Here is a 13,260-nt window from a genome sequence, read left to right as displayed (position 1 = left end):
ACGTCTGAGCCCCCGCTCCCGTCATGGGAGCGGGGGCTCAGACGCGTGCGGAGGGGGCGCCGGTCAGTCGTTGGCGTTCAGGACCGGGAGGTAGCCGGCCGAGTGGCCGGTGGCGGTGGGGTGGTAGGACTCCCAGGTCGGGGAGATGACCAGGGAGTGCAGGTAGTCGTCGCCCGAGCAGAGTTCGTGGCCCTTGAAGGTGGAGCGGACGTCGCCGAAGCTGAAGCCGTGGGCGGCCGCGACGGAGGCGGTGGTGGTGTCGAGGACGTCGGCCGCCTCGTCGATCTTCTGGTGCTTGGTGGCGCTGAGCCCGATGCAGAAGACGTTGAGGGTGTAGATGTCCGGGTAGCCCAGGACGACGACGTGGGCGTTGGGCGCCTTGGCGTGGATGGCGTTGTAGACGGTGTCGAGGCGTCCGGGCAGGGTGCTCCTGACGAAGGCCTCGGCGGTGTTGACCCGGTTGACGCAGGTGCTGTCGGAGCCGGTCACGCAGGTGGTGATGACGTCGGAGAAGCCGGCGTCGTTGCCGCCGATGGTGATGGTGACCAGGCCGGTGGAGGAGTTGAGCCCGCCGAGCTGGCTGCCCGTCACGTCGCTGGTCACCGCGCCGGAGCAGGCGGCGAAGGTGAAGGAGGCAGGGCTGTGGGCACTGGCCCACAGCGCCGGGTACGCGCTGTTGCTGCGGTGGCAGTCGCCGCTGGAGCTGATGTAGTTGCCGGCACCGTTCCCGGCGGAGTACGAGTCCCCGAGTGCGACGTACGCCGGTCCGGCGGCTTGTGCGGGACCGGTCAGCACCAGCGCGCTCACGAGGGCGGACGCAAGTGCGGCGATGGCGGCGAAAGGCCTGGTCAGTCTCACGGAACCTCCAAGTGGGGGAACGCTGCCCCAACTTGGTACCAGCCAGTAGCCCACCACGGGAAGTGTTCATGCCAAGAATTCTTCCCGCGTAGACCGGAATTTCAGCTACCGCCGGCGCTGTTACGGGTGCATCGGGTGAGCCGGAGGACGACTTGAGTGGCCGGCCGGCGCCCTCCCGGGCCCGCGGATTTCAGGGCCGGGCCCATTACCCGCTATCGTGGTGCGGTATGCCTGCTCGCAGGCACGGAAAAACTCTCAACAGGACCCGGAGAGAGCAATGCCTCCCAAGAAGAAGAAGGTCACGGGGCTGATCAAGCTCCAGATCAACGCCGGTGCGGCCAACCCGGCTCCGCCGGTCGGACCCGCGCTGGGTCAGCACGGCGTGAACATCATGGAATTCTGCAAGGCCTACAACGCGGCGACCGAGTCGCAGCGCGGCATGGTGATCCCGGTGGAGATCACGGTCTACGACGACCGCTCCTTCACCTTCATCACCAAGACGCCGCCGGCGGCCAAGCTGATCCTGAAGGCCGCGGGTGTGGACAAGGGCTCCGGCGAGCCGCACGTCAAGAAGGTCGCCAAGCTCAGCCGCGCGCAGGTGCGGGAGATCGCCACGACGAAGCTCCCCGACCTGAACGCGAACGACCTCGACGCCGCCGAGAAGATCATCGCGGGCACGGCCCGTTCGATGGGCATCACCGTCGAGGGCTGACGCCCGAGCTCGCGCAGTGGCCGGCCGAGGTACGAGGCCGTCCGCGAAGCGAGTGAGCAGGAAGCCAGAGCAGGGAAAGGCAAGGGCTGACGCCCGAGCTCGCGCAGTGGCCGGCCGAGGTACGAGGCCGTCCGCGAAGCGAGTGAGCAGGAAGCCCGAGCGAAAAACGGCGAGGGCTGACGTCCACGCCAAGGCACCACTGTGGAAGGGCCGGCTCGGCCCGCACCACGACTCCGTCACGACAACAGGAGCACGCACGTGAGCAAGCGCAGCAAGTCTCTCCGCGCTGCGGACGCCAAGATCGACCAGGAGCGCCTGTACGCGCCCCTGGAGGCTGTCCGTCTCGCCAAGGACACCGCGACCACCAAGTTCGACTCGACCGTCGAGGTCGCCTTCCGCCTGGGTGTCGACCCGCGCAAGGCCGACCAGATGGTCCGTGGCACCGTGAACCTTCCGCACGGCACCGGCAAGACCGCCCGGGTCCTGGTCTTCGCGACCGGTGACCGTGCTGCGGCCGCGGAAGCCGCGGGAGCCGACATCGTCGGCTCCGACGAACTCATCGACGAGGTGGCGAAGGGCCGGCTGGACTTCGACGCCGTCGTCGCCACCCCGGACCTCATGGGCAAGGTCGGCCGCCTCGGCCGCGTCCTCGGCCCGCGTGGTCTGATGCCGAACCCGAAGACCGGCACCGTGACGCCCGACGTGGCGAAGGCGGTCACCGAGATCAAGGGCGGCAAGATCGAATTCCGCGTCGACAAGCACTCCAACCTGCACTTCATCATCGGCAAGGTCTCCTTCGACGAGACCCTGCTGGTGGAGAACTACGCAGCGGCGCTGGACGAGATCCTGCGGCTCAAGCCGTCCGCGGCCAAGGGTCGCTACGTCAAGAAGGCTGCCGTGTCCACCACCATGGGCCCCGGCATCCAGATCGACCCCAACCGCACCCGCAACCTCCTGGTCGAGGAGGACCCGGCGTCGATCTGACGCCCGGGAGCGAACCCCGGCGCCCCGCACCCCCGGTTCCCCGGGCGGTGCGGGGCGTCTCGCGTTCCCGGCGCCCCAGGAGGGCCCTCCGCGAGGGCCGCAACGACGGCTCCGCGAGGGCAACAGCCGTGCCACAAACCGCCGTACGGGCTTGTCAGCGGCGTGCGTTAGTGTTCCGCTGGTTCAACGGGGGCGTGTGGTCCCCGTGAGGGGGGATGGGTCATGCGCAGGACCAAGGGGATCACGGGGATCAAGGGTGCGGCGGCGGCCGGCGTCGCCGTCGCGTCGGTGCTGGCGCTCGCGGCCTGCGGGCCGCTGGGGACGTCGGCGGGGGACAAGTCGAAGGACGAGCCGACCGCCACAGGAGCGCCGCAGAGCACCGACCACAAGGACTCGCCGCTGTCGGGGGCCGCGCACGCGGTCAACGCGCTGGACCTGGTCAAGAAGACCACCACCGGCGTGCACTCCGCGAAGGTCGAGTCGGACATCTCGATCGGCAGCACGATGTCGATCACCAGCAAGGGCGCGATCGACTGGCGGCACGGCCTGGTCGGCACCATGGGGATCACGTACACCGGCGGCAGCGCGGCGGAGTCGCTGCGGGAGGCCGGTGCGCCGACCACGATGAGCGCGCGGTACCTGCCGGACGCGTATTACGTGAACCTGGGGTCCGCGATGGCCGCGCAGTTCGGCGGCAAGCACTGGGTCAGGTACGGCTACGACGACATGGGCAAGCTCAGCGATGTCGCGGGGTCGTACATGAAGGACTCGATCCAGAACAACAACCCGGTCAAGAGCGTGGACGTGGCGCTGGCGGCGCCGGACAGCCGGGTCGTCGGGACCGAGACGGTCAGGGGCGTGCGGACCACGCACTACACGGCCACGATCGACGTCCAGGCGATGCTCGGGGGCACGGGCACGGGTCTGAGCGCCGCGGAGCAGTCGCAGCTGAAGGACACCCTGACGAAGGCCGGTGTCTCCTCGGAGACCGTCGACCTGTGGGTGTCGAAGGACAACCTCCCGGTGGAGGCCGTCGTGAAGGCGGACACCAAGGCCGGCGTGATGAAGACGACCACCTTCTACTCGGACTTCGGCACCGCGGTGACCGCCACGCCGCCGGCCGCGTCCGACACCGTCGACTTCGGCGACGCGATGAACAAGGCGCAGGACAACTGAGGGCTAGCCCTCAGCGCGGCCAGAGCGGCTGGTACGGCCGGGACCGCCGACGGCCCCGCGGGCGATTTGCTCCGCGGGGCCGCGGTCCCGTACGCTTCCCGGGAAGCCAAAGACCGCTGGTCGTCGTCGTGCCCCGAAAAGGGCGGGACGACCGAAGGATCCGCTGGATGCGGACGGCCCGCGCAGGTGATTCGTGGATGATCTCCGGAGCCCGAGAGGGATTCGTTGAGTCACGCCCCGTGCGCCTGCGCCGGGGCGTTCGTTTTTGCCACGTCACCTCCTTCAATTCCGTGCGGTCCGCAATCACCCCGGAAGGAGGCCGAGACTCATGGCGAGGCCTGACAAGGCTGCCGCGGTTGCCGAGTTGACGGATCAGTTCCGCTCCTCGAACGCCGCTGTGCTGACCGAGTACCGCGGTCTCACCGTGGCGCAGCTCAAGACGCTGCGCCGTTCGCTCGGTGAGAACGCCACGTACGCCGTGGTGAAGAACACGCTGACCAAGATCGCGGCCAACGAGGCCGGGATCAACCAGCTGGACGACCTGTTCGCGGGTCCGTCCGCTGTCGCCTTCGTGACCGGTGACCCGGTCGAGGCGGCGAAGGGTCTGCGCGACTTCGCCAAGGACAACCCCGCTCTCGTCATCAAGGGCGGTGTCCTTGACGGCAAGGCGCTGTCCGCCGACGAGATCAAGAAGCTCGCGGACCTCGAGTCCCGCGAGGTTCTGCTCGCCAAGCTGGCGGGTGCCATGAAGGCCAAGCAGTCGCAGACTGCCGCGCTCTTCCAGGCGCTCCCGTCGAAGTTCGTCCGCACCGCGGAGGCGCTTCGGGCCAAGAAGGCCGAGGCCGAGCAGGGCGAGGCCGAGCAGGGCGGTGCCGAGTAATTCGGCTCGCACGATGACCGGTGCCGCAGGGCACCGGTCGCGGGTCGGCGCCATCAGGCACCGGCCGACGCGGGCCGACCGTACGCCCGCCGACTTGTACATCCGGCACCTGCCGATTTAGTGGAAGGACCGCCATCATGGCGACCAAGCTCACCCAGGACGAACTGCTCGCCCAGTTCGAGACCCTCACCCTCATCGAGCTCGCCGAGTTCGTGAAGGCCTTCGAGGACAAGTTCGACGTCACGGCCGCCGCCCCGGTCGCCGTCGCCGGCCCCGCGGGCCCGGGTGTCGTCGCGGACGCCGTCGAGGAGCAGGACGAGTTCGACGTCATCCTCACCGGCGCCGGCGAGAAGAAGATCCAGGTCATCAAGGTTGTGCGTGAGCTGACCTCGCTGGGCCTGAAGGAGGCCAAGGACCTCGTGGACGGCGCTCCCAAGCCCGTCCTGGAGAAGGTCACCAAGGAGGCCGCGGAGAAGGGCGCCGAGTCGCTCAAGGCCGCCGGCGCCTCGGTCGAGGTCAAGTAACACCCTGTTACCCGAGCAGCACCCTGTCACCCAGGTGACACCTCGGAGCTTCTGCTCCACCCGCCGCAGGGCGGCCACCCGAAAGGGTGGCCGCCCTCGGTCGTTCCCGGCTCCGGCGGCGGGCCGCCGTGTCGCTGTCGTACCCCCCGGGTAGTGTGTTCCTCCTGCTGAGAGCACGTCCGCAGGGCTGGGGCCTTGACGTATGGCACGCGGCGCGCAATTCTCAGGACGCGCCGCAGACCGCCGGGGACTTCGGTCCAGGTTCGGTCGAGGTCCGATGCATGGATCGGCGGCGATGCGGGAATGCATGGCTATGCAGCAGGACGCAGCACGACGGCAGGGTTGACGGACGCGGTTCCAGGTTCCGAGGCTGGGACCCGCCAGACGGGCAGAGGGGGCGACGATTCGGTACTCCGAATCACAGCTCTGGACATCAGTGTGCCAAGTGGCTACACTGACCCTTTGCGCTGCCTGTTAGCTGCTGCCTGGCCCGTCACCAGGAGCATGCCCACGTCTGAGAGCTGCTGAAGGGGCCCGTCATCAGGGTTTTCTTCTGGTCCTCAGGGGCGGACCGGTACGCGCGTAGTGAGTCCGAGCCCTCGGAAGGACCCCCTCTTGGCCGCCTCGCGCAACGCCTCGACCACCAATTCGAACACCGGCGCAAGCACCGCTCCGCTGCGTATCTCCTTCGCGAAGATCCGTGAACCGCTCGAAGTTCCGAACCTCCTCGCGCTTCAGACCGAGAGCTTTGACTGGCTGCTCGGCAATGCCGCGTGGAAGGCTCGGGTCGAGGCGGCCCTGGACAGCGGGCAGGACGTCCCCAGGAAGTCAGGTCTTGAGGAGATCTTCGAGGAGATCTCCCCGATCGAGGACTTCTCCGGGTCGATGTCGCTCACTTTCCGTGACCACCGGTTCGAGCCGCCGAAGAACTCGCTCGACGAGTGCAAGGAGCGCGACTTCACGTACGGCGCCCCGCTCTTCGTCACCGCCGAGTTCACCAACAACGAAACCGGCGAGATCAAGTCCCAGACGGTCTTCATGGGCGACTTCCCGCTGATGACCAACAAGGGCACCTTCTGCATCAACGGCACCGAGCGTGTCGTCGTCTCGCAGCTGGTCCGCTCGCCCGGCGTCTACTTCGACAGCTCCATCGACAAGACGTCCGACAAGGACATCTTCTCGGCCAAGATCATCCCCTCCCGGGGTGCCTGGCTGGAGATGGAGATCGACAAGCGCGACATGGTCGGTGTCCGCATCGACCGCAAGCGCAAGCAGTCGGTCACGGTGCTGCTCAAGGCGCTGGGCTGGAGCACCGAGCAGATCCTGGAGGAGTTCGGCGAGTACGAGTCGATGCGCGCCACCCTGGAGAAGGACCACACCCAGGGCCAGGACGACGCGCTGCTCGACATCTACCGCAAGCTGCGTCCGGGCGAGCCGCCGACCAAGGAGGCCGCCCAGACGCTGCTGGAGAACCTCTACTTCAACCCGAAGCGCTACGACCTGGCGAAGGTCGGCCGCTACAAGGTCAACAAGAAGCTCGGCGCCGACGAGCCGCTGGACGCCGGCGTGCTCACCACCGACGACATCCTCGCCACGATCAAGTACCTGGTGAAGCTGCACGCCGGTGAGACCGAGACGGTCGGCGAGTCGGGCCGCTCGATCATGGTCGAGACCGACGACATCGACCACTTCGGCAACCGCCGCATCCGCAACGTCGGCGAGCTGATCCAGAACCAGGTCCGTACGGGTCTCGCCCGTATGGAACGTGTTGTGCGCGAGCGCATGACCACTCAGGACGTCGAGGCGATCACGCCGCAGACCCTGATCAACATCCGGCCGGTCGTCGCCTCCATCAAGGAGTTCTTCGGCACCAGCCAGCTGTCGCAGTTCATGGACCAGACGAACCCGCTGTCGGGCCTGACCCACAAGCGCCGCCTCAACGCGCTGGGCCCCGGTGGTCTGTCCCGTGAGCGGGCCGGCTTCGAGGTCCGCGACGTGCACCCGTCGCACTACGGCCGCATGTGCCCGATCGAGACGCCGGAAGGCCCGAACATCGGTCTGATCGGCTCGCTGGCCTCCTACGGCCGGGTCAACGCGTTCGGCTTCATCGAGACGCCGTACCGCAAGGTCGTCGAGGGCGTCGTCACCGACGACGTCGACTACCTGACCGCCGACGAGGAGGACCGCTTCGTCATCGCGCAGGCCAACGCGCCGCTGACCGAGGACATGCGGTACGCCGAGTCCCGCGTGCTGGTCCGCCGCCGCGGCGGCGAGATCGACTACATCCCCGGTGACGACGTCGACTACATGGACGTCTCGCCGCGCCAGATGGTGTCGGTCGCGACCGCGATGATCCCGTTCCTGGAGCACGACGACGCCAACCGCGCCCTGATGGGCGCGAACATGATGCGCCAGGCCGTGCCGCTGATCAAGGCCGAGGCGCCGCTGGTCGGCACCGGCATGGAGTACCGCTGCGCGGTCGACGCCGGCGACGTGATCAAGGCCGAGAAGGACGGTGTGGTCCAGGAGGTCTCCGCCGACTACGTCACGGTGACCAACGACGACGGCACGTACACCACCTACCGGGTCGCGAAGTTCTCCCGCTCCAACCAGGGCACGTCCTTCAACCAGAAGGTCGTCGTCAACGAGGGCGACCGGGTCGTCGTGGGCCAGGTGCTGGTCGACGGTCCGTCGACCGAGGCCGGCGAGATGGCGCTCGGCAAGAACCTGCTGGTCGCGTTCATGCCGTGGGAGGGCCACAACTACGAGGACGCGATCATCCTGTCGCAGCGCCTCGTGCAGGACGACGTCCTGTCCTCGATCCACATCGAGGAGCACGAGGTCGACGCCCGTGACACCAAGCTCGGCCCCGAGGAGATCACCCGGGACATCCCGAACGTCTCCGAGGAGGTCCTGGCGGACCTGGACGAGCGCGGCATCATCCGGATCGGCGCCGACGTGGTCGCCGGCGACATCCTGGTCGGCAAGGTCACCCCGAAGGGCGAGACCGAGCTGACCCCGGAGGAGCGGCTGCTGCGGGCGATCTTCGGCGAGAAGGCCCGCGAGGTCCGCGACACCTCCCTCAAGGTCCCGCACGGCGAGGTCGGCAAGATCATCGGCGTCCGGGTCTTCGACCGCGAGGAGGGCGACGAGCTGCCGCCCGGTGTGAACCAGCTGGTGCGCGTGTACGTGGCGCAGAAGCGGAAGATCACCGACGGCGACAAGCTCGCCGGACGCCACGGCAACAAGGGCGTCATCTCCAAGATCCTCCCCGTCGAGGACATGCCGTTCCTGGAGGACGGCAGCCCGGTCGACATCATCCTCAACCCGCTCGGCGTCCCGTCCCGGATGAACCCGGGACAGGTGCTGGAGATCCACCTCGGCTGGCTGGCCAAGCAGGGCTGGGACGTCTCCGGTGTCGCCGACGAGTGGGCCCGCCGCCTGGAGGCGATCGACGCCCACCGGGTCGAGCCCGGCACCAACGTGGCGACGCCGGTCTTCGACGGCGCCCGGGAGGACGAGATCCGCGGACTGTTCGAGTCCACGGTCCCGAACCGCGACGGCGACCGCATGGTGCTGCCGTCCGGCAAGGCACGGCTCTTCGACGGCCGCTCCGGCGAGCCGTTCCCCGAGCCGGTCTCGATCGGTTACATGTACATCCTGAAGCTGCACCACCTGGTGGACGACAAGCTCCACGCCCGCTCCACCGGTCCGTACTCGATGATCACCCAGCAGCCGCTCGGTGGTAAGGCGCAGTTCGGCGGGCAGCGATTCGGCGAGATGGAGGTGTGGGCGCTGGAGGCGTACGGCGCCGCCTACGCGCTCCAGGAGCTGCTGACCATCAAGTCCGACGACGTTCTCGGCCGCGTGAAGGTCTACGAGGCCATCGTCAAGGGCGAGAACATCCCCGAGCCCGGCATTCCCGAGTCCTTCAAGGTGCTCATCAAGGAAATGCAGTCGCTGTGCCTCAACGTGGAGGTGCTGTCCTCGGACGGCATGTCCATCGAGATGCGCGACACCGACGAGGACGTGTTCCGCGCCGCGGAAGAGCTCGGAATCGACCTGTCCCGGCGCGAGCCGAGCAGCGTCGAAGAGGTCTGACGGGTTGCCGCCCGGACCCCTTTGGAAGGGGAGCCCGGGCGGCCCCCACGACCCGTTCAGACCATTTGAGAATCAACCCTGAGAGGGATTGACGACACAGTGCTCGACGTCAACTTCTTCGACGAGCTGCGGATCGGCCTCGCCACCGCGGACGACATCCGGACCTGGTCGCACGGCGAAGTGAAGAAGCCGGAGACCATCAACTACCGCACCCTCAAGCCGGAAAAGGACGGGCTCTTCTGCGAGAAGATCTTCGGTCCCACCCGGGACTGGGAGTGCTACTGCGGCAAGTACAAGCGGGTTCGCTTCAAGGGCATCATCTGCGAGCGCTGCGGCGTCGAGGTCACTCGCGCCAAGGTGCGCCGTGAGCGGATGGGCCACATCGAGCTTGCCGCTCCCGTCACCCACATCTGGTACTTCAAGGGCGTCCCGTCGCGTCTGGGATACCTGCTCGACCTCGCCCCGAAGGACCTGGAGAAGGTCATCTACTTCGCGGCGTACATGATCACCTGGGTCGACGACGAGCGCCGCACCCGCGACCTGCCCTCCCTGGAGGCCCAGGTCTCGGTGGAGCGCCAGCAGGTCGAGCAGCGCCGCGACGCGGACGTCGAGGGCCGGCAGAAGAAGCTGGAATCCGACCTCGGCGAGCTGGAGAACGAGGGCGCCAAGGCCGATGTCCGCCGCAAGGTCCGTGAGGGCGCCGAGCGCGAGATGAAGCAGCTGCGCGACCGCGCGCAGCGCGAGATCGACCGCCTCGACGAGGTGTGGGCCCGCTTCAAGAACCTCAAGGTCCAGGACCTGGAGGGCGACGAGCTGCTCTACCGCGAGCTGCGCGACCGCTTCGGCACGTACTTCCAGGGCTCGATGGGTGCCGCGGCGCTGCAGAAGCGCCTGGAGTCCTTCGACCTGGAGCAGGAGGCCGAGCGCCTCCGCGAGATCATCCGCACCGGCAAGGGCCAGAAGAAGACCCGGGCGCTCAAGCGCCTCAAGGTCGTCTCCGCCTTCCTGCAGACCACCAACAAGCCCAACGGCATGGTGCTGGACTGCGTCCCGGTGATCCCGCCGGACCTGCGTCCGATGGTGCAGCTGGACGGTGGCCGCTTCGCGACCTCCGACCTGAACGACCTGTACCGCCGCGTGATCAACCGCAACAACCGCCTGAAGCGGCTTCTCGACCTCGGCGCGCCCGAGATCATCGTGAACAACGAGAAGCGCATGCTCCAGGAGGCCGTGGACGCGCTCTTCGACAACGGCCGCCGCGGCCGCCCGGTCACCGGACCGGGCAACCGCCCGCTGAAGTCGCTGTCCGACATGCTCAAGGGCAAGCAGGGCCGCTTCCGGCAGAACCTGCTCGGCAAGCGCGTCGACTACTCCGCCCGTTCGGTGATCGTCGTCGGCCCGCAGCTCAAGCTGCACCAGTGCGGCCTGCCCAAGGCCATGGCGCTGGAGCTCTTCAAGCCGTTCGTGATGAAGCGCCTGGTGGACCTGAACCACGCGCAGAACATCAAGTCGGCCAAGCGCATGGTCGAGCGCGGCCGTACGGTCGTCTACGACGTGCTGGAAGAGGTCATCGCCGAGCACCCGGTGCTGCTGAACCGTGCGCCGACCCTGCACCGCCTGGGCATCCAGGCCTTCGAGCCGCAGCTGGTCGAGGGCAAGGCCATCCAGATCCACCCGCTGGTCTGCACCGCCTTCAACGCGGACTTCGACGGCGACCAGATGGCCGTGCACCTTCCGCTGTCCGCGGAGGCGCAGGCCGAGGCCCGCATCCTGATGCTGTCCTCGAACAACATCCTCAAGCCGGCCGACGGCCGTCCGGTCACCATGCCGACCCAGGACATGGTGCTGGGCCTGTTCTTCCTGACCACGGACTCCGAGGAGCGCGAGGTCATCGGAGAGGGCCGGGCGTTCGGCTCCGCCGCCGAGGCGATCATGGCGTTCGACAACCGTGAGCTGTCGATGCAGGCGCCGGTCGACATCCGCTTCCCGGTGGGCACCGTCCCGCCGCGCGGCTGGCTGCCGCCGGAGCCCGGCGAGGGCGAGCAGCCCTACCAGCTCGGCGACAGCTTCCGGCTGCGGACGACCCTGGGCCGCGCGCTCTTCAACGAGCTGCTGCCCGAGGACTACCCGTTCGTGGACTACGCGGTCGGCAAGAAGCAGCTCTCCGAGATCGTCAACGACCTCGCCGAGCGCTACCCGAAGGTCATCGTGGCGGCGACGCTCGACAACCTGAAGGCGGCGGGCTTCCACTGGGCGACCCGTTCCGGCGTCACCGTCTCGGTCACCGACATCGTGGTGCCGGAGGCGAAGAAGGCGATCATCGCGTCCTACGAGGCACAGGACGAGAAGGTCCAGAAGCAGTACGAGCGCGGCCTGATCACCAAGCAGGAGCGCTCGGACGAGCTGATCAACATCTGGACCAAGGCGACCAACGAGGTTGCCGCGGCGATGAACGCCAACTTCCCGAAGACCAACCCGATCTTCATGATGGTCGACTCGGGCGCCCGCGGAAACATGATGCAGATGCGTCAGATCGCGGGTATGCGAGGCCTGGTCTCGAACGCCAAGAACGAGACCATCCCGCGGCCCATCAAGGCGTCCTTCCGTGAAGGCCTGTCCGTGCTGGAGTACTTCATCTCCACCCACGGTGCCCGTAAGGGTCTGGCCGACACCGCGCTGCGTACCGCCGACTCGGGTTACCTGACCCGTCGTCTGGTGGACGTCTCGCAGGACGTGATCATCCGTGAGGAGGACTGCGGCACCGAGCGCGGTCTGAAGCTGCGGATCGCGGAGCGCGGCCAGGACGGCACGCTGCGCAAGGCGGACGACGTCGAGACCAGCGTGTACGCGCGGATGCTCGCCGAGGACGTCGTGGTGGACGGCAAGGTCATCGCGCCGGCCAACGTCGACCTGGGTGACGTGCTGATCGACCAGCTCGTGCGGCACGGCGTCGAAGAGGTCAAGACCCGCTCGATCCTCACCTGCGAGTCGGCCGTCGGTACGTGCGCGTACTGCTACGGGCGTTCGCTGGCCACCGGCAAGCTGGTGGACATCGGCGAGGCGGTCGGCATCATCGCCGCCCAGTCGATCGGTGAGCCCGGCACCCAGCTGACGATGCGTACCTTCCACACCGGTGGTGTGGCGGGTGACGACATCACGCAGGGTCTGCCGCGTGTCGTCGAGCTGTTCGAGGCCCGTGTCCCGAAGGGTGTCGCCCCGATCTCCGAGGCGGCGGGCCGGGTGCGGATCGAGGAGACCGAGAAGACCAAGAAGCTCGTCGTCACCCCCGACGACGGCTCCGAGGAGCTGGCCTACCCGATCTCCAAGCGCGTCAAGCTGCAGGTGGGCGAGGGCGACCACGTCGAGGTCGGCCAGAAGCTCACCTACGGTGCGACCAACCCGCACGACGTGCTGCGGATCCTGGGCCAGCGCCAGGTGCAGATCCACCTGGTCGCCGAGGTCCAGAAGGTCTACAACTCGCAGGGTGTGTCGATCCACGACAAGCACATCGAGATCATCATCCGGCAGATGCTGCGCCGTGTGACGATCATCGAGTCCGGCGACGCCGAGCTGCTGCCCGGCGAGCTGGTCGAGCGCGGCCGGTTCGAGACCGAGAACCGGCGGGTCGTCTCCGAGGGCGGTCACCCGGCCTCGGGTCGTCCGCAGCTGATGGGTATCACCAAGGCGTCGCTGGCCACCGAGTCGTGGCTGTCGGCGGCGTCCTTCCAGGAGACCACCCGGGTGCTGACCGACGCGGCGATCCACGCCAAGTCGGACTCGCTGCTGGGCCTGAAGGAGAACGTCATCATCGGCAAGCTCATCCCGGCCGGTACGGGCCTGTCCCGCTACCGCAACATCCGGGTGGAGCCGACCGAGGAGGCCAAGGCCGCGATGTACTCGGCCGTCGGCTACGACGACATCGACTACAGCCCCTTCGGCACCGGCTCCGGCCAGGCCGTCCCGCTGGAGGACTACGACTACGGCCCGTACAACGGCTGACAGTCCGAGTTTCTTGGCACAACGCA

At 67.8% G+C, this 13,260-nt stretch carries 8 protein-coding genes; 7 read left to right on the top strand and 1 reads right to left on the bottom strand.

Translation table 11 applies throughout. The features are described from left to right. Positions 1–63 precede the first annotated feature (63 nt). Complete coding sequence (locus OG900_16285; protein WUH91514.1) at positions 64–858, bottom strand: SGNH/GDSL hydrolase family protein; 795 nt, start codon at positions 856–858, stop codon at positions 64–66. Between the two features lie 277 nt (positions 859–1,135). On the opposite strand from OG900_16285, the gene rplK reads away from it, so the two are divergent. The 7 genes from rplK (at position 1,136) to OG900_16250 (ending at position 13,234) form a co-directional block, all read left to right on the top strand. Further along, positions 1,136–1,570: a 50S ribosomal protein L11 gene (gene rplK, locus OG900_16280; protein ID WUH91513.1), complete on the top strand. Its 435-nt coding sequence runs from the start codon at positions 1,136–1,138 to the stop codon at positions 1,568–1,570. A gap of 258 nt (positions 1,571–1,828) precedes the next feature. Beyond that, positions 1,829–2,554: a 50S ribosomal protein L1 gene (gene rplA, locus OG900_16275; protein WUH91512.1), complete on the top strand. Its 726-nt coding sequence runs from the start codon at positions 1,829–1,831 to the stop codon at positions 2,552–2,554. Between the two features lie 222 nt (positions 2,555–2,776). Continuing rightward, the gene (locus tag OG900_16270; GenBank protein ID WUH91511.1) at positions 2,777–3,730 is read left to right on the top strand and encodes a hypothetical protein; all 954 of its coding nucleotides are present in this window, start codon (positions 2,777–2,779) and stop codon (positions 3,728–3,730) included. A gap of 328 nt (positions 3,731–4,058) precedes the next feature. After that, positions 4,059–4,610 carry a 50S ribosomal protein L10 gene (gene rplJ / locus OG900_16265; protein ID WUH91510.1) on the top strand — a complete coding sequence of 184 codons (552 nt, stop codon included), beginning with the start codon at positions 4,059–4,061 and terminating at the stop codon, positions 4,608–4,610. A gap of 137 nt (positions 4,611–4,747) precedes the next feature. Continuing rightward, entirely contained in the window at positions 4,748–5,134 is a 387-nt protein-coding gene (gene rplL / locus OG900_16260; GenBank protein WUH91509.1) for a 50S ribosomal protein L7/L12, read from the top strand. Positions 5,135–5,749: 615 nt separating this feature from the next. Further along, positions 5,750–9,235, top strand: coding sequence for a DNA-directed RNA polymerase subunit beta (gene rpoB / locus OG900_16255; protein ID WUH91508.1), 3,486 nt, complete (start codon positions 5,750–5,752; stop codon positions 9,233–9,235). Between the two features lie 99 nt (positions 9,236–9,334). Further along, the gene (locus tag OG900_16250) at positions 9,335–13,234 is read left to right on the top strand and encodes a DNA-directed RNA polymerase subunit beta' (GenBank protein WUH91507.1); all 3,900 of its coding nucleotides are present in this window, start codon (positions 9,335–9,337) and stop codon (positions 13,232–13,234) included. The last annotated feature ends 26 nt before the right edge of the window (positions 13,235–13,260 follow it).

The sequence above is a fragment of the Streptomyces sp. NBC_00433 genome, from assembly GCA_036015235.1.
GTDB lineage: Bacteria > Actinomycetota > Actinomycetes > Streptomycetales > Streptomycetaceae > Actinacidiphila.
This window is presented reverse-complemented; position numbering and strand designations above follow the sequence as displayed.

Bases quoted from the DNA above. Each gene is read 5' to 3' on its own strand.
- OG900_16270 (WUH91511.1), top strand. From the start codon at position 2,777: ATGCGCAGGACCAAGGGGATCACGGGGATCAAGGGTGCGGCGGCGGCC.
- rplJ (WUH91510.1), top strand. From the start codon at position 4,059: ATGGCGAGGCCTGACAAGGCTGCCGCGGTTGCCGAGTTGACGGATCAG.
- rplL (WUH91509.1), top strand. From the start codon at position 4,748: ATGGCGACCAAGCTCACCCAGGACGAACTGCTCGCCCAGTTCGAGACC.
- rplK (WUH91513.1), top strand. From the start codon at position 1,136: ATGCCTCCCAAGAAGAAGAAGGTCACGGGGCTGATCAAGCTCCAGATC.